Here is a 16559-nt window from a genome sequence, read left to right on the forward strand (position 1 = left end):
CGCGGAGCTTGTTCCGTGCCCAGGGCAGGTCGGAGGCGTACGAGCGGTAGCGCCAGACGGCGAGGTCGGTGAGCGTGGCGGGCTCGTGCGGCTGGACGAGATGGAAGACGGCTGCTCCGCAGGCGAAGACATGGAGGACGCACTTCTCCGCTTCGGGGTGATCCACCCGGGCCGAGGAAGAATCCAGCCATCGGCCATCCCCACTCGGTGTCATGTGTGAGCGGAGCAGTCGGGCACGCTCGACGCCGATGAAGAGCGGCAGGAACTTGTGGGAGTCGACTCCGATCCGGCCCAGCACGGGTGGAGCGGCACGGCTCGCCCCCAACGCCACCGCGAACCGCGCCTTCGCGTCGACCGACGCCCGAGCGAGTGCCGTGTCCAGGACGGCCTGGGACTCGGTGCGCGGCTGGTAACTCGGACCTCCGCCTTCCCAGTTCGAAACGGTCCGGTCGCTGACCCCGAGGTAGGCGGCGAAATCCCGCAGGCTCATGCGTAGGGCGTCGCGTAACAGTCGAGCTTCCCGTCCGGACCATCGCTGCACCGTGACCACCTCGTACCTCCTGTCCGTCGTCCGGTGAAACGCCGAAACACCCAGCGTAGACAGACATGTTCAGCAGTGGTGCGGCGTTGCTGCAGCGCTTCTGCCTCACGTTCCCCCACCGGCCTCCGCCATGCTGAATCCCCGGGGCAGGAACTGCCGAGCGCCACACGGCGCCCCTCCGCCCGTTCTCTCCAGTACCCCGTCAGAAGGAGCAAACGACATGCCCGACATCGTCAAGCGCAACGCCCGCGTCATCCTCCTCGACAGCGACGAGCTCGTCCTCATCAAGCGCACCAAGCCGGGCAGGGAGCCGTACTGGGTGTCCGTCGGCGGCGGGGTCGAGGAGGACGACGCGACCATCGAGGCGGCCCTGCACCGAGAGGTGTTCGAGGAGCTGGGCGGCAAGCTGGAGCGCGCCGAGCTCGTCCACCTGATCACCGACGAGCTGGAGGGCGGCATCGGCGTCCAGCACATCTTCGCCGCGCGCCTGGAGTCGATGGACCTGGCCGCGCGTACGGGTACGGAGTTCGCGAAGCCGGAGCGGGGCGGGTACGAGGTGGTCCGGGTGCCGTTCACCGCCGAGGCCGTCCGCGAGCTGAACCTGATGCCGCCGGAGCTCGCCGACTTCATCGCCGCGAACACGGACGCGATCGTCTCCGTCCTCGACACCCCGGTCCGCGAGGCGTGAGCGATGGCGCGGGTCCCGGACTTCGTCAGCCTCAACGGCCCTGACAACGTCGGCAAGACGACCCACCTGGTGCGGCTGGCCGAGCGCTGGGGCGGCTTCCAGCCGCTGGGAGCGGTCCACGAGCACGACCCCGGGCCGTGGGCGCGGGCGGCGGTCGGCGACTACGCCCGGTGGTGGTTCGAGACGTCCACGACCGTCGAGCTGACCGAGATGCTGCTGGCCGGTCACGCCAAGCGGGCCACGGCCCGCGAGGCCGGGCGTACGGGGCTGCTGGACCGGGGCCTGCCCATGCTCCTCGCCGTGGCCACCGCGACCTGCGTGGTCAAGGACGGCCTTACGGTCGGTGAGGCGTTCAGGACCGTGACGGGCATCGCCGGTTCGCGAGCCGCCGCACCGGAGGCCTCGATCCTCCTGCTCCCGTCCCTCGACGCCGGGCGCAGCTACGCCCTCACCAGCGCCCGCGAGGGCCGCCCGTGGACCGGGATCTACCCGGACTACCAGAAGACGCTGCACGCGGTCCTGCTCCACCAGGCCGATCACGGCGCGTACACCGTGGTCGTCGACTGCGAGGACCGCTCCCTGGACGACGTCCACGCCGACGTGATCGCTCACCTCGACCTCAGCCGACTCACCGACGGAAGTCCCCGATGACCCAGAACTCCCCGCCCCTGGTTCTACCGCCCGGCCTGTCCCGCGCCGTCGCCGCGCTTCAGGACAAGGACCGGCACCGCCTGGACGATGCCGTCACCCGACTCCACACCGTCAACGGACGTTTATGGGACACCGAGGACCGGGTGCGCGGCGCCTTGCTCTCCGCTGCCCGGGTCGCCGACTGCAAGCGCGAGATCGACCAGCTCAACGCCGAACGCAACGCGCTCGCCGAGCGGGCCGACGAGGTCCTCGGCGCGCTGGCGGACGCGGGCCGCGCCGACGCGCCGCTGCACACCGAGACGCTCGCCTCCGTCGTCGACCGTCTGTCGGTGCTGACCCTGCGGATCTGGCACAGCGAGCGGGCGGCGGCCCGGGACGAGCTGGCCCGACGGCGCGTCCCCGCCCTCCACGGCCAGCGGGAGGAGCTGTGCGCCGCCTTCGACGCGCTGGTCTCCGACGTCGTCGCCGGTCGCCGACGGCTTCCCGCACCGGCCCGCTTCAAGCTGTACGGCCGGGACGACGCCGCCCCCGCGGAGGTCAAGCCGAGTCGGCACCTGGGCCGCGTCCTCGCCTTCGGTGGGCTGAGCGAGTGCGGCAAGAGCACCAGCGCCGAGTTCGTCCAGCGCACGTGCGGTGCCCAGCGCCTCAAGATCGGCTTCCTGCTGCGGCAGGCGGCGCACCGGGAGGGCCTCGCGGACCCGTACGCGCTGTCGGCCCGTCGGCAGGCCGAGCTGCTGCTCGGCGAGCTGAACCGCTTCGCGGACGCCCACGTCGACGCACGGCTGTTCACCATCGAGTCCGTCCACGACGACGCCTCGATCGCCGAGCTCAAGCAGCTCATGGGCGACACGCTCCAGATCGTCTATCTGGACGCCTCCTTCGCCGTACGCGTCGAGCGATCCGGCACTCCGGCCCAGGCCGTCGCCGCGAAGGACGAGATCAAGATGAGCCGTGGCGCCCACCAGGTCGCCGCGCTCGCCGACCACGTCATCGACAACACCGGCAGCATCGCCGCCCTCCGCGCCCGTCTCCGGCGCATCGCCGCCCCGCCCGCCGCCACGGCGCTGCGCGTGGCCACCCCGTACGGGCTGGGGCTTCCGGCCGCCATCGCCTCGGCGACGGCCGACTTCACGGATTCGGTACGGGCATACGGCCCCGGCGTCCAGCTCATCGCCCTGACCGGCAGCCCCGGCGAAGGTAGCTGGATCGCCGACTGGTCCGACCTGGACCTCCTCGTGATCGCAGAGCATGAGGCCATCGGCCGGGTCCACGAGGCTCTGGAGCAGTACCGGACGGCCCTGAACGGCGCGGCCTCCCTCGGCCCCACCTTCGTCACCCCCGGCGAGCTGACCGCCCGGCGCCTCACCCCGCGCCTGGCGTTCGCCCTCCACCAGCTCCAGCAGGGCAGCCCCGTCCTGCACGCCACACCCGACCTCGGACTGCCGACGATCAGCCGAGACGAGCTCGCGCTCGCCGCCGTCCACGAACTCCCCCAGGTCATCCTGACCATGCGCCGTCTGCGCGCCGACGCGGGACCGGCCACCCTGCGGCAGCTCTACAAGCACCTCGTGCTGGCCTGCCGCCTCCTCCTCCGCGAGCACGACCAGGGGGAGTCCGGACCCGACCGGATCCTCAGCGCGGCCTCCCGCCTGCCGGGCCTGACTGCCCTCTCCGTGCCCTCTCTGACCGAGATCGCCGGCGCCTGGCGCAATGACGGCACCGAGCTCGTGCTCAAGCCCGTCACCACGGCTGTCGACCAGCTCCTCGCCTGGTACGCCGCCCAGCTCGCCGTCTGAACAGCCTCACCTTCCTTCCCTCTTCTCCCTCCGACAGGAGCTCTGCCATGCCCGAAACCATCGCCGTACCGTCCTTCTCCGCCCGGATCGTCGAGCGCCTCAGCGTCGGGGCCACGAGCCGCCGCGAGCGTGTCATCCACTCCCTCGACGGCCTGGAGGACCCGGTCCACCCCGACACCCTCGCCCACACCGGGGCCGACCTGTGGCGTCTGCTCCAGGAGCAGGTGCCGGACGGACTCGGCTCCATGGACTTCCTCCTCGGCCTGGACGCGGGCGGCATCCTGCCGACCGTCTCCCTCGCCGGAGCCGCCCACCTCCCGTACAAGATCGCCTGGAAACTGCACCTCCCCCTCGACGGAGCGGTCCGCTTCAGCGAGCCCCACGCGATGCGCACCGATGTCTTCGCGTACGGCATCGCCCCCGGCCAGCGCATCGTCATCGTGGACGACGAGATCACCACCGGCCGGACCCTGGCCGACCTCACCCGCCGCCTCCGCGAGGCCGGTGCCGTCCCGCTGGCGGCAGCCTGCCTGGTGGAGGACACCGCCCGCGGAGCCCGCGACCTGCTCACCGGCCTCGGTCTGCCCCTGGTCTCGCTCACCACGATCGAGGGCGCGGCGTGACAGCGGTCGCCCCGGCGGGGATCCGGTTCCACCACGGTTCCCTGGCCGTCCCCGCCGGGGCGATCCACACCACCCCGCTCGGGTACGACCGGGACAGCGTTCCCATCGGCGCGCCGCTCCCGCTGGCCCCTTCCGCCGAGCTGGTCCACCGCCTGAGCGGGTGCGGCGAGATCGTGGTGGCCTTCGAGGGGAAGCTCGGCGACACCCTCCTCGCACTCTCGGGGGTCCGCGCGGTCCTCGACCGGCTACGACTCCGGTCGGTTCGCGTGACCGTCCGCGCGGTGGGTCCGTACGAGGCACTGATCGCCCGCACCGGGCTGATCACGCAGCCCCAGGACACCACTCCCAGCGGCCGGCGGGCCGTGATCGGAGACCGCACGGGCATCGAGGCACACGGCTCGGGGGCGGCGGTGAGCCTGGTGCTCGACCCGGCCGCCCCGCCCTGCTGGTCGAGCGACGGCCGCGCCCACCCGGACCTCCTCGCCCGCCACTACCTGGCCCTGGAGCGCCGTCTCGGCATCCGCCTGCCCGGCACGGCCCCCTTCGCTCCCCCCTTCACGACCGGGCCGAACGACCTCGTGGAGGAACTGCGCTCGGCGGGCTGGCTCGGCGGTCTGAGCATCGCCGCCATCACCGCCACCAGTTGGCCGGAGCGCAAGGACTACACCGCCCAGCGCTACATCACCCTGGCCGAGCACATCGCCGAGGCCCACCAGGCCCAGGCCCGGCTGCTGCTCATCGGCGGCAACCCGGGCGACGGCCTGCGCATCACCGCGGAGGCTCCCAGGCGTCATGTGCAGGTGCTCCGCCTCGACGGGATGCCGGCCGACCACCTCGCCGACCTCTTCCCGCACTGCCACCTGGTCGTCGGCAACGACACCGGCCTGACCCACCTCGCCGCGATGGCCCAAGGCCGGGACGGCAGCTCCTCACCCGTCATCGGCTTGTACGCGCGCCACAGCCACAGCAAGTGGCGCACCGGCCTGCCACACCACCACGCCGTCGCCACCGACCTGTCCGACCACATGCACCAGGGAGACCTCTGCCCCGTCCGCGACGCCATCGCCCCGGACACGAACATCCACATGGACGCCTTCCCGTCCACCGCACTGGCCCAGGTCTGCCTCGAACTGCTCAACGGGGTGAGGCCATGACCTTGCAGCCTCTCCTTCGACTGGGTCCGGTACGGCGCTTCACCCGCAACCTGCTCTGCCCCGTCGACCTCCTCGGCCGTCCGCTGCTCCTGAAGTACACCCGCGACCCGGCCGAGGCCCGCGAGGAGATCCGCGGCCACGCCCGCCTGGCCCGGCACTACCGCGTACCTGCCCTCCACGCCCACCTGCGCGTGCCGGGCGGCCACCTCCTCGCGTACGAACGCCTCCCCGGCGGCACCGACCAGGGCCTCCTGCTCGACCTCCTCAACGCGGACGAGTCAAGCGGCGAACTCCACACCTACATGGACCAACTCGTAACCGCGTACCGCAAGGTCATCCTCGCAACGGCATGGCCAGCCGATCCGGCACACGTCGTCCGCAAGCTGTACTGGGACCGCGCGGCACCGGGCGGCCGACTCGACACGTACTACGCCGGAAAGGACTTCCTGGTCGCCGACGGGCTCATCGACGTCCCGGTCTCCCGCCTCGACACGTACACCCTGACCATCAACGGCCGTCGGCACCAACTGGACTGGGCCGCCGTCCTCCGCTGGCTCCGCGCCCACTTCGCCACGGCCGAGCCGGTCTGGGCGGCCCTCACCCAGGGCGACCCCACCGACGTCAACCTCGCCCACCCGCTCGCCTGGTTCGACTACGACACCGCCGGGATGAACAGCATCCCCGGCGAGTTCGCCAACTTCCTCTGGTACGCCTCCGCCCTCGGCGGCTGGCTCGTCCCCACGTACAACCCGACCGCCTTCGCCGACCACCCCGCCACCTTCGCCCACGTCCCGGCCAACACCCCCGAACTCCGGCGAGCGGACGTCGACCACACCACCAGCACCCTCCACATCGACTACGCCCCGCGCCTCTCGGCTCCCCGGCGAACCGCCGTGACCGCGTACTGGAACCAGCTCGTACAGCCGGTCGCCGACCGCCTCTGGCCCGGCGAGGACCTGGCGAACCTGCTCCGCCCGTACCTGGCCATGCGCATCCTCGGCGTCTACGACCTGGCCGACCTGGCCCCCGAGGACCGTCTCGTCCTCCTCGCCCGGCTCGCCGAGGCCATGAGCCCCGACTTCGACCCCACCACCTACTTCTGCCCGCTGGAGTCGCCATGCCCGGCCCCCTGAACGGCCGCACCACCCTGGTCACGGGAGCCACCGGCGGCCTCGGCTCGGCCATCGCCCGCCGCCTCGCCGCCGAAGGCGCCGCCGTCGCCCTCGCCCACCTCGACGACGACCAGGCCGCAGCGGAGCTCACCGCCCGCATCGTCCAGAACGGCGGCACTGCCGTCCCCCTGGCTGCCGACCTCCGCGACGCCGAGGCTCTCCACGATCTCTGCCAGCAGGCCCACGACCGGCTCGGCCCGATCGACATCCTGGTCAGCAACGCGGGTACCTACCCCCGCCGACCGTGGACGGAAACGACGCCGATCCACTGGGGCGACGCGCTGGCCACCAATCTGACCAGCCACTACCTCCTCGCCCATGAGCTGACCCCCGCCATGACGGCCGTCGGCCGGGGCCGGATCATCACCATCGGCTCGGTCCTCGCCACCGCGGGCCGCCACGACCTCGTCGGCTACATCAGCGCCAAGTCCGGCCTCGAAGGGCTCACCCGCGCCCTCGCCCGCGAACTCGGCCCCGCCGGCATCACCGCCAACTGCGTCGCCCCCGGCTCCATCCGCGTCCCCGCCGAGGACGCCGTCGTCGACGACCCGGAGGCCATGAACATCCGCCAGCTCGCCCGCCAGTGCGTCCAGCGCCGGGGCCGCCCGGAGGACGTCGCCGCGACCGTCGCCTTCCTCGCCACCGACGACGCCGACTTCATCACCGGACAGACCCTGCGCGTCGACGGAGGCTGGGTCCTTGGCTGACATCTGGCTCATGCGCCACGGCGCCTACGAGGGCCACCGCCCCGGCCACCACGCCCCGCACGAGGCCGTCCTCACGCAGGAGGGCCGCGACCAGGTACGCCACTCCCTGCCCCTCCCCGAGGGCATCACCGCGATCGTCACCAGCCCGATCCCCCGCGCCCGCCGGACCGCCACCCTCGTCTCCCACCTCACGGGCCTGCCGATCGTCGCGACCTCCGGCCTCCTCGCCGAATGGCGCGCGCCCAGCATCGTCCTCGGCCGCACCGCCGAGACCTACCCACCTGCCTACCGCGCCTGGCGAGCCCGCCGCCTCGCCGACCCCTCCCTACGCTGCGAAGACGGCGAAAGCCTCACCGACCTCCACACCCGCGCCCGCCACTGCGCCGCCTTCCTCCACCACACCGCCGGGCGCCACGGCCCCCTCCTGGCCGTCTCGCACACCCTCCTCCTCGGCGTCCTCACCCATCTCCCAGAAGGCCCCGGCGCCTTCGCCACCGCCGCCAGGAGCCCCTGGCGGTTCGCCGAACGCCGACACTTCAGCGACGCCCTGTCAGCATCACCGCCTCATCGCGGCCCCGTCCGCTGACCCCTTCCACGGCGGACCCACGCCTGTCGCTCGCTCCGCGGCAGAAGTCACACGGCCCCTGCCGGTCACTGCTCAGGCGGCAACTCTCCGGAAGGCGGATCCTGCACCCGCCGCCCGGAGGGCGCTTCCGGCAGTGGCGGTGCCGGTGGGTCCGACTGTGCCGATGGGGACGACGGAGGCACCGCCACCGCCACCGGCACCGCGTCCCTGAAGCGGCGGCGGTCGCGGGTGCCCGGAGGGGCGTCCGCGAGGCGGACCACCGTGCCGTCGCGGCCCGCCACGACCGGTTTCGCCGAGCGGGCCGCCTTCGCCTGGTACTGGGCCGCGTCCGCGAGGCGGAAGAGGCGGCGGGCGGACCTGAGGGGGCCGATGGGGTCGCCGGTGGAGGCGACCCCGCAGGCCACGCCCTCGCCGAGTTCCAGTTCCGCCGCCCGTACGCACAGTTCCTCCGCGACCGCGACGACCTCGTCCGCCGTCGGGCCGACCGTCAGGAGACAGAACTCGTCGCCCCCGAGCCGGGCCGCGAGGGCGCCGGGGAGCATCGCCCCGCAGCGGGAGAGGACCGAGCCGAAGCGTTCCAGGAGCCGGTCGCCGACGGCGTGGCCATGGGTGTCGTTGACCCGCTTCAGACCGTTGAGGTCGCAGACCATCAGGCTGACGACGGAGCCGTCCGCCCGGCAGCGCTCGACGGCCTCGTCGAGGCGGGTGTCGACGGCCCGCCGGTTGGCGAGCCCGGTCAGCGGGTCGGTGAAGGCCAGCTTGCGGACCTCCTCCAGCCGCTCGGCCTGCGAGATCCCGGCGGCGACGACCGCCGCGAGCACGGTGGCGAAATCCGCGTCCGCCCGGGTGAAAGGTTTCTCCTGTGGCGGCCGGGCCACGTACAGCTCGCCCCAGGCACGCCCGTGCAGCACGATCGGGGCGACCACGCAGCAGCCCCGGCCCCGGCGCCGCAGACCGGCCGCCCGGCCCGTCGCCACCGGCCCGTCGGCCGTCTCCACCCAGGCGTCCGGCTCGCCGCCGCCCGCCCACCGCTCGTGCAGGAACTCGGTGATCTCGGGAAACCGGTGCACCGGATACGTCTCCGACTCGGGGAACTCCTCCTCCCCCTCGGCCCGCTCCCCGGCGTTCACCAGGACCCTGAGGCGCCCGTGGTCCCGCTCCCAGACGGACAGGGCGGCGAAGCTGCCGTCGAGTCCCTCGCAGGAGCCGAGCGCCGCCGCCCGCCAGATCTCGCGCGGGGTGCGTGCCGCCGCCATCCCCTGCGCCAGCGCCACCACGGCCCGCAGCCGTCCATCCTCACCCATTCCTCCAGCTTAGGGAGGTTTGATCCGTTTTCCCTACCGAGACGTCACCGTAAGTGATGTTCGATGCGAAATGACACGGACAGTGAGGGTCATGCGCCCGGCCAGTTCGGCTTCCGCTTCTCGTTGAAGGCCGCCACGCCCTCGGCGCGGTCGCCCGAGAAGGCCGTCGCGCGCCAGGCCGCGTCCTCGACCTCGAGCCCCGCCCGCAGGTCCAGGCCCTGCCCGAGCCGCATCGCCTTCTTCGCGTTGCGCAGCCCGACCGGCGAGTTGACCGCGATCCGCCCGGCCAGTTCCAGGGCGCCGGTCCGCGCGTCCCGCGCGAGCAGGTCCACGAGCCCCAGCCCGTGGGCCTCCTCCGCCGCCACCCGGCGGGCCGTGAACACCAGCTCGGCGGCCCGCGCCGCACCCACCCGGCGCGGCAGCAGCTGCGTACCGCCGCCGCCGGGGACGACGCCGACGGAGACCTCGGGGAGGCCGACCACGGCGGTCGCGTCGGCCACGATCACATCGCAGGCGAGCGCCAGCTCGAAGCCGCCGCCGAGGGCGAAGCCGTGCACGGCGGCCACCGTCGGCATGGGCAGCTCCAGGACGCCGGTGTAGGCGGCGCGGGCCGTGGGCCGCTGGCGGACCAGCTCGGCGTCGGTGAGGGAGTTGCGCTCCTTGAGGTCGGCGCCGACACAGAAGGCCCGGTCGTTCGACGAGGTCAGCACGGTGACGCGGACCGAGCCGTCGGCGGCGAGCGCCGCGCAGGCCGCCCCGAGGGAGCGGGCCATCTCGGAGGAGACCGCGTTCATCGCCTTGGGGCGGTCCAGGACCAGTTCGGCGACGTGCCCGTCCCCGTCCTTCCTGACCACCACGAACTCACCGAAGCGCTGCTCGGACATGACCGCACACCCTCCCGACCGGGACCGCCCGTTAACGGCTGTTAACGGGGGTTCGGGAAGATCCTAGGTCGGGCGGCGGGTCAGGAGCCAGGGTTCGACGACCCCGAGGCCGCGCACCGGGCGCTGCCACATCGGCTGGAGCGCGAAGCGGTACGTGGCGGCCCTGCGGCCCTCCTTCCCGGCCCGTACGGCGTCCTCGGCGGCGGCGGTCTCCGAGACGGGCGCCTCCCCGGTCCTGGACAGCTCCTCCGCGAGCGCGCCGTCCACCAGGACGGCGTCCTTGGGCGCTATCGAGGTGAGGCGGCTGGCCAGGTTCACGGTGGTGCCGAAGACGTCGCCCATCCGGGTCGTCACGGTGCCGAAGGCGATGCCGACGCGGAGCGCGGGCATCGTCTCGTCGTGGCCGAGCGTCTCGATCAGCCGCAGCGCGATCTCGGCGGCGGTCCCGGCGTCGTCGGCGCAGAAGAGCACCTCGTCGCCGAGGGTCTTGATGAGCCGTCCGCCGTGCGCGGCGACCAGGTCGGCGCAGGTGGTCTCGAAGGCCTCGACCAGCTCGCCCAGCTCCTCCTCCTCCAGGCGGCGGGTGAGCCGGGTGAAGCCGACGAGGTCCGCGAAGCCGACCGCGAGCCGCCGGTCGACCATCTCCTCGTCGTCGGCGGCCTGTACGACCCGGCCGGTGGCGGCGGCGAGCTGGCGCCGCCAGACGTAGATGAGGAACTCCTCCAGCTCGGGCAGGAGCAGCTCGACCAGCGGATACGTGACCTCGGTGCGGGTCATGCCGGGCTCGGGCGGTTCGGTGAGCCCTTCGAGGAAGGAGTCGATCTGCCACTCGGCGAGCCGGGCGGTGGTCTGCCCGGTGGAGCGGGCGACCTGGACGGCCATCGGCTCACTGAGCAGTCCGGCCTCGACGAGACCGGCGAGCCGCCGCAGGGCGAGGACGTCGGCCTCGGTCAGGGCCTTGGCCTGACCGATGTCGGCGAAGCCCATGGCGCGCCAGAAGCGGGAGGCCAGCTCCATGGAGACACCGGCGGTGCGGGCGGCCTGGAAGGGGGTGTAGCGGCGGTCCGCGCCGAGGATGAGCTGTTCGAGGCGGATGGCGAGGGGGTCGTCGGTCGGTTCGGCCGTGTGGTCGACCTCGTGGTGGGGGGTCGGGTACGTGGGTGGCTGTGCCCCGCCGCCCGCGTTCGCGTCGTCGACGGTCACCGGCCGCCTCCTGCCCGTTCCCTGCCCACTTGTCCTGCCGATCTGTCGCCTGGATCGCGTCCACGATACGACAGGTGTGGAATGGCTCACGCCCGAACGGCGAGCCGTACCGTCCCGCGCCGGGGGTCCGGTCCTTCCGTGGCCCGTGCACGTACCCCCGGCGCCGCCCGGTCGTCCCTCCCGGCATCCCCCCGGTCCGACCGATGGCAGCCTGGAGGGACGGCCTACGCGGGGGTGCGCAGATGGACGATGTCCCCGGCGCCCACGGCCTCGGTGCCGCCGCCCTCGGTGGCCACCACGAGGCGTCCGTCGCCGTCCAGGGCGACGGCCTCGCCCTCCAGGGTCCGCTCGCCGGGCAGCTCGGCCCTGACCCGGCGGCCGAGGGTCGCGCAGCCCGCCGCGTAGGCGGCCTGGAGCCCGGAGGCCCCGGGGTCGCCGTCGGCCCGCTCCCACGTCCCGTACCAGTCGTCGAGGGAGCGCAGGACGGCCCGCAGGAGGGTGTCGCGGTCGGTGGAGACGGCTCCGGCGAGGAGGAGGGAACCGGCCGTGGGGACGGGCAGTTCGTCGGCGCGGAGGGAGACGTTGACGCCGAAGCCGACGACGACGGCGTCGGCGCCCGCGCGTTCGGCGAGGATGCCGCCCGCCTTGCGTTCGGCGCCGTCGACGGAGACCAGCAGGTCGTTGGGCCACTTGAGGGAGGTGTCGAGCCCGGCGGACCGGGCGAGACCGGTGGCGACCGCCACGCCGGTGAGGAGCGGGAGCCAGCCCCAGCGCTCGACGGGGACCCGGGGCCTGAGGAGGACGGAGACGAAGAGCCCGGAGCGGGCGGGGGCGGTCCAGCGCCGGTCGAGGCGTCCGCGCCCGGAGGTCTGCTCCTCGGCGACGAGGACGGCGCCCTCGGGCAGTTCCCCGGCGCGGGCGGCCAGGTCGCTGTTGGTCGACCCGGTGGCGGGGACCACGTCCAGCGAGGTCCACAGTCCGTCGGGCTGGACGAGGGCCCGGCGCAGGGCGGGCGCGTTGAGCGGGGGGCGGTCGAGGTCGGACCAGCGGCCGACGGGGCCTTGGGGGGTCGTCATGCAAGCCAGACTAGGTGTGGGAAAGACCGCAGTGCCGAACGGTATCGCCGTCGCTACGCTACGGCTCAGTAGCTGAGCAGTAGCCCATTCGTAGTCAACGAATCCCCCGTGACCAGGCAGGGAGCCGCATCCCGATGTCCGAGCCGGCAGAGCAGTACGAGATCGACATTCACACGACCGCGGGCAAGATCGCGGATCTGAGGCGCCGCGTCGGCGAGGCCACCCACGCAGGCTCGGAGCGCGCGGTGGAGAAGCAGCACGCGAAGGGCAAGCTGACGGCGCGGGAGCGGATCGCCCTGCTGCTCGACGAGGGTTCGTTCGTGGAGCTGGACGAGCTGGCCCGGCACCGGTCGACCAGCTTCGGCCTGGAGAACAACCGTCCGTACGGCGACGGGGTCGTCACCGGCTACGGCACGGTGGACGGGCGTCCGGTGGCGGTGTTCTCGCAGGACTTCACGGTGTTCGGCGGCGCACTGGGCGAGACGTACGGGCAGAAGATCATCAAGGTGATGGACTTCGCCCTGAAGACGGGCTGCCCGGTGATCGGGATCAACGACTCGGGCGGCGCCCGCATCCAGGAGGGGGTGAGCGCGCTCGGCATGTACGGGGAGATCTTCCGGCGCAACACCCATGCCTCCGGGGTGATCCCGCAGATCTCGCTGGTGGTGGGCCCGTGCGCGGGCGGCGCGGTCTACTCGCCCGCGATCACCGACTTCACGGTGATGGTGGACCGGACCTCGCACATGTTCATCACGGGGCCGGACGTCATCAAGACGGTGACCGGCGAGGACGTCGGCTTCGAGGAGCTGGGCGGCGCGCGGACGCACAACGCGACCTCGGGCGTGGCCCACCACATGGCGGGCGACGAGAAGGACGCGATCGAGTACGTCAAGTCCCTGCTGTCGTACCTGCCGTCGAACAACCTGTCCGAGCCGCCCGCGTTCCCCGAGGTCGCGCCGGACTCGGCGACGGACGAGGACCGCGAGCTGGACACGCTGATCCCGGACTCGGCGAACCAGCCGTACGACATGCACACCGTGATCGAACACGTCCTCGACGACGGCGAGTTCCTGGAGACGCAGGCGCTGTTCGCGCCGAACATCCTGACCGGCTTCGGCCGGGTGGAGGGCTTCCCGGTCGGCGTGGTCGCCAACCAGCCGATGCGGTTCGCGGGCTGTCTGGACATCGACGCGAGTGAGAAGGCGGCGCGGTTCGTGCGGACCTGCGACGCGTTCAACATCCCGGTCCTGACCTTCGTGGACGTGCCGGGCTTCCTGCCGGGCGTGGACCAGGAGTACGGCGGGATCATCCGGCGCGGCGCGAAGCTGATCTACGCGTACGCGGAGGCCACGGTCCCGCTGATCACGGTCATCACCCGGAAGGCGTTCGGCGGCGCGTACGACGTCATGGGCTCCAAGCACCTGGGCGCGGACCTGAACCTGGCGTGGCCGACGGCGCAGATCGCGGTGATGGGCGCGCAGGGCGCGGTGAACATCCTGCACCGCAGGGCGATCGCGGAGGCGGGGGACGCCGAGGAGTCCGAGGCGGTGCGGGCGCGGCTGATCCAGGAGTACGAGGACGCCCTGCTCAACCCGTACACGGCGGCGGAGCGCGGTTACGTCGACGGGGTGATCCTGCCGTCGGACACCCGCCCGCAGATCGTCAAGGGGCTGCGTCAGCTGCGTACGAAGCGGGAGTCCCTGCCCCCGAAGAAGCACGGCAACATCCCGCTGTAGACCGCTTCCGCACCCTCAAGGAGCCGACATGATCAAGGTCGTACGAGGAAACCCGACCCCGGAGGAGCTGGCCGCCGCCCTGGCGGTGGTCCGGGCGCGGGTCGCGGCGGTGGCGGCGGCGTCCGCCCGGAGCGGCGGGCCCGCGGTGCCGGAGGGGTGGTCGGACCCGTCCCGGATCGCCCGGACGGTACGGCAGCGGCCGGGTCCACGGGCCTGGGCACGGTCGTACTGGCCGGTGTGACCGGGCCGGTCCGGACCCGGACGGAGAACCGCACCCGGGGCGCGGAGGCCCGGGTCCGGGGTGCGAGGGGCCCGGGTGCGAGGGGCCGGGGCCTGGGCTGCGGAGGCCCGGACCCCGGGTACCCATGGGCGGCGCGTTCCGCGAATAGTCCTTCCGCACCGGGGCGCCTGAGTATCCGTACTCAGGCGCCCCGGCCGTCCCGCCCGCAGGATCGAAGGCATGTTGTGGTCCGACCCCGAGAACCAGCCGCCGAAGTTCCTGCGGGACATGCAGGCGATGCTCCGCCGCACGGGGGTGCTGCTCGCCCTCGCGATGGTGGTGGGGATGTTCGTGGCCAGCGTGCGCTGAGGAACCGGGCGGGAGCCGGACCGACGGTCCGGCGGCGCCCCGCGCCGGGGCGGCGGGGCGCGCGCGGGAGGCGGTGCGGCGTCGGCGGGCGGCCGTCGGGCCGTACTGACTAGGCTTCCCCCATGACTGCTGATCCGCGCCGTGTCGTGCTCGCCTCCGCCTCCCCCGCCCGGCTCGGGCTGCTCCGGCAGGCCGGTCTCGCCCCCGAGGTCATCGTCAGCGGGGTGGACGAGGACAAGGTGCACGCCCCGACCCCCGCCGAGCTGGCGCTCGTCCTCGCGGAGGCCAAGGCCGCCCGGGTGGCCGCGCGGCCGGAGGCGGCGGGCGCGCTGGTCATCGGCTGCGACTCGGTCCTCGAACTGGACGACCGGGCCCTCGGGAAGCCCGCCGACGCGGAGGAGGCCGTCGCCCGCTGGAAGGCGATGCGCGGGCGCGTCGGCGTCCTGCGGACGGGGCACTGCGTGTGGGACACGGTGACCAAGCGGTACGAGTCGGCGACCGCGTCCACCGTGGTCCGGTTCGGCGAGCCGACGGACGAGGAGATCGCCGCGTACGTGGCGAGCGGCGAACCGCTGCACGTGGCGGGCGCGTTCACCCTGGACGGGCGTTCGGCGCCGTTCATCGACGGCATCGACGGGGACCCGGGCAATGTGATCGGACTGTCGCTGCCGCTGCTGCGCACGCTCCTCGCCAAGCTGGACGTACGGATCACTGACCTCTGGGCCTGACGGACGGCGGTACGGGGCCGAGGACGGGGACGGGGACGGCGGTACGCGTATGGGGACGGGGCCGGGGACACGGGCACAGGCCCGGCTCCGGGCCGGGTGCGACCCGGCCGCCGCGCGGGGCGTCAGGCCGCCGCCGTCGCTCCGTCCCGGACGCCCCCGGGGCCCTCCCGCTCCGGCCGTCGCCCCTTCCCGCGCACCCCGGACTCCTCGCCGTACGCCACCAGGGTGAGGACGATCAGGCCGAGGACGGTCATGAGGACGGCGAACGCGCCCCAGCCGAGCAGTCCGACGGCGACGGCGGCGAGGACGCCGTGCACGAGCGCGCAGCCGATGAGCAGGGCCCGGCCGAGGCGCCCCGGGCGCCGGTCGCGGACCCCGGCGAGGAGCGCGACGAGCGCGCAGAGGACGAGGGCGGCGCCGGAGCCGATGCCGAGCGCCCAGGTGCCGGTGTGCGTCGCCTCGGGGTCCAGCCCGTCGAGGGACATCGACTGGGCCTTCACGAAGCGGGCCATCACGGCGTTGACCGCGACGATGCCGGGCGCTTCGAGGAGCAGCACCAGCGCCGTCACGAGGGCTATCGGTCTGCGGGCCACTTCGGCCACCCCCTGCGTTCACTTGTTACCGAGAGTACGTTCGACAGCGCGCAGGCTACTGGCCGGTAAACCCCTGGACAAGTGTCCGCACCCGGCGGGCGGCGGCGGTCCGTTCCGCAAAGAATCATCAAGCCATTCGTAGAGACCCGACAAAGAAACCCGAACGGCCACTGGCCCCGCGAACAGAGACCTGCGCCACACCTCGGGGCTACTGTGCCGTAAAGGAACCCTGCGTACCGTGGTGCGACAAGGGAATTCACGACCCGAGCAGGCCCGGTGTCACGCTGCGTGTGGGCAAGCTCACCACTGGGGACGGGTCGAAGGGCCGTGTCGGCAGTCCCTAAACTCAGCTTGTTTCAAGGAGGGAGCCATCGTGCGCAAGGTGCTCATCGCCAACCGTGGCGAAATCGCTGTCCGTGTGGCGCGGGCGTGCCGTGACGCCGGTATCGGCAGCGTGGCCGTGTACGCCGAGCCTGACCGGGACGCCCTGCACGTCCGGGCGGCCGACGAGGCGTTCGCTCTGGGCGG

19 protein-coding genes are annotated in these 16559 nt (G+C 72.9%); 13 read left to right on the forward strand and 6 right to left on the reverse strand.

The genetic code is table 11. The annotated features are described in order from the left end of the window. Nucleotides 1–490, reverse strand: a 490-nt coding sequence (locus ACFXGN_RS31920) for a helix-turn-helix domain-containing protein (protein ID WP_384865796.1), incomplete at its 3' end; no start/stop codon positions are given. A 271-nt stretch (nt 491–761) separates the two neighbouring features. On the opposite strand from ACFXGN_RS31920, the gene ACFXGN_RS31925 reads away from it, so the two are divergent. The 8 genes from ACFXGN_RS31925 to ACFXGN_RS31960 are packed head-to-tail and all read left to right on the forward strand — an operon-like array spanning nt 762 to nt 7918. Continuing rightward, a complete protein-coding gene (locus ACFXGN_RS31925; protein ID WP_384865798.1) occupies nt 762–1229 on the forward strand; it encodes an NUDIX domain-containing protein in 468 nt (155 codons plus the stop codon). A 3-nt stretch (nt 1230–1232) separates the two neighbouring features. Beyond that, nucleotides 1233–1880, forward strand: coding sequence for a hypothetical protein (locus ACFXGN_RS31930; protein ID WP_384865800.1), 648 nt, complete (start codon nt 1233–1235; stop codon nt 1878–1880). Next, nucleotides 1877–3676: a DUF4254 domain-containing protein gene (locus ACFXGN_RS31935; RefSeq protein WP_384865802.1), complete on the forward strand. Its 1800-nt coding sequence runs from the start codon at nt 1877–1879 to the stop codon at nt 3674–3676. Before ACFXGN_RS31930 ends, ACFXGN_RS31935 begins: the two co-directional genes overlap by 4 nt. Nucleotides 3677–3723: 47 nt before the next feature. Continuing rightward, the gene (locus tag ACFXGN_RS31940) at nt 3724–4299 is read left to right on the forward strand and encodes a phosphoribosyltransferase family protein (RefSeq protein WP_384865804.1); all 576 of its coding nucleotides are present in this window, start codon (nt 3724–3726) and stop codon (nt 4297–4299) included. Next, nucleotides 4296–5453 (forward strand): glycosyltransferase family 9 protein, encoded by a 1158-nt coding sequence (locus ACFXGN_RS31945; protein WP_384865806.1) that lies wholly within the window; start codon nt 4296–4298, stop codon nt 5451–5453. Before ACFXGN_RS31940 ends, ACFXGN_RS31945 begins: the two co-directional genes overlap by 4 nt. Further along, on the forward strand, nt 5450–6586 hold the full coding sequence (locus ACFXGN_RS31950; RefSeq protein ID WP_384865808.1) for a hypothetical protein: 1137 nt from the start codon (nt 5450–5452) through the stop codon (nt 6584–6586). The genes ACFXGN_RS31945 and ACFXGN_RS31950 overlap by 4 nt, the downstream gene beginning before the upstream one ends. Next, nucleotides 6571–7332, forward strand: a complete 762-nt coding sequence (locus tag ACFXGN_RS31955; RefSeq protein ID WP_384865810.1) for an SDR family NAD(P)-dependent oxidoreductase — start codon at nt 6571–6573, stop codon at nt 7330–7332. Before ACFXGN_RS31950 ends, ACFXGN_RS31955 begins: the two co-directional genes overlap by 16 nt. Then, nucleotides 7325–7918 carry a histidine phosphatase family protein gene (locus ACFXGN_RS31960; protein ID WP_384865812.1) on the forward strand — a complete coding sequence of 198 codons (594 nt, stop codon included), beginning with the start codon at nt 7325–7327 and terminating at the stop codon, nt 7916–7918. The genes ACFXGN_RS31955 and ACFXGN_RS31960 overlap by 8 nt, the downstream gene beginning before the upstream one ends. Before the next feature lie 65 nt (nt 7919–7983). On the opposite strand, the gene ACFXGN_RS31965 is transcribed toward ACFXGN_RS31960, so the two are convergent. The 4 genes from ACFXGN_RS31965 to ACFXGN_RS31980 form a co-directional block, all read right to left on the reverse strand. Further along, nucleotides 7984–9222 (reverse strand): diguanylate cyclase domain-containing protein, encoded by a 1239-nt coding sequence (locus tag ACFXGN_RS31965; protein ID WP_384865814.1) that lies wholly within the window; start codon nt 9220–9222, stop codon nt 7984–7986. 89 nt (nt 9223–9311) lie between these two features. Continuing rightward, nucleotides 9312–10106 carry an enoyl-CoA hydratase/isomerase family protein gene (locus ACFXGN_RS31970; protein ID WP_384865816.1) on the reverse strand — a complete coding sequence of 265 codons (795 nt, stop codon included), beginning with the start codon at nt 10104–10106 and terminating at the stop codon, nt 9312–9314. Nucleotides 10107–10169: 63 nt separating this feature from the next. Then, complete coding sequence (locus tag ACFXGN_RS31975) at nt 10170–11309, reverse strand: adenylate/guanylate cyclase domain-containing protein (RefSeq protein ID WP_366439934.1); 1140 nt, start codon at nt 11307–11309, stop codon at nt 10170–10172. 224 nt (nt 11310–11533) lie between these two features. Beyond that, on the reverse strand, nt 11534–12385 hold the full coding sequence (locus tag ACFXGN_RS31980) for a biotin--[acetyl-CoA-carboxylase] ligase (protein ID WP_384865818.1): 852 nt from the start codon (nt 12383–12385) through the stop codon (nt 11534–11536). Nucleotides 12386–12519: 134 nt separating this feature from the next. Here ACFXGN_RS31980 and ACFXGN_RS31985 point away from each other — a divergent pair, with 134 nt between their 5' ends. The 4 genes from ACFXGN_RS31985 to ACFXGN_RS32000 all read left to right on the forward strand — a co-directional run bounded on the left by ACFXGN_RS31985 (nt 12520) and on the right by ACFXGN_RS32000 (nt 15438). Beyond that, complete coding sequence (locus ACFXGN_RS31985; protein WP_384865820.1) at nt 12520–14121, forward strand: acyl-CoA carboxylase subunit beta; 1602 nt, start codon at nt 12520–12522, stop codon at nt 14119–14121. A gap of 28 nt (nt 14122–14149) precedes the next feature. Then, nucleotides 14150–14362, forward strand: coding sequence for an acyl-CoA carboxylase epsilon subunit (locus ACFXGN_RS31990; RefSeq protein WP_384865822.1), 213 nt, complete (start codon nt 14150–14152; stop codon nt 14360–14362). 219 nt (nt 14363–14581) lie between these two features. Next, a complete protein-coding gene (gene mmpB / locus ACFXGN_RS31995; RefSeq protein ID WP_366439930.1) occupies nt 14582–14710 on the forward strand; it encodes a morphogenic membrane protein MmpB in 129 nt (42 codons plus the stop codon). 122 nt (nt 14711–14832) lie between these two features. After that, complete coding sequence (locus tag ACFXGN_RS32000) at nt 14833–15438, forward strand: Maf family protein (protein WP_384865824.1); 606 nt, start codon at nt 14833–14835, stop codon at nt 15436–15438. A gap of 122 nt (nt 15439–15560) precedes the next feature. Here ACFXGN_RS32000 and ACFXGN_RS32005 read toward each other — a convergent pair whose 3' ends face one another. After that, a complete protein-coding gene (locus tag ACFXGN_RS32005; protein ID WP_384865826.1) occupies nt 15561–16031 on the reverse strand; it encodes a hypothetical protein in 471 nt (156 codons plus the stop codon). A gap of 373 nt (nt 16032–16404) precedes the next feature. Between ACFXGN_RS32005 and ACFXGN_RS32010 the strand changes: the two genes are divergently transcribed. Continuing rightward, on the forward strand, nt 16405–16559 hold a 155-nt coding region (locus ACFXGN_RS32010), incomplete at its 3' end, for a biotin carboxylase N-terminal domain-containing protein (RefSeq protein ID WP_384865828.1).

It is taken from the genome of Streptomyces sp. NPDC059247 (genome assembly GCF_042754005.1).
Classification (GTDB): domain Bacteria; phylum Actinomycetota; class Actinomycetes; order Streptomycetales; family Streptomycetaceae; genus Streptomyces.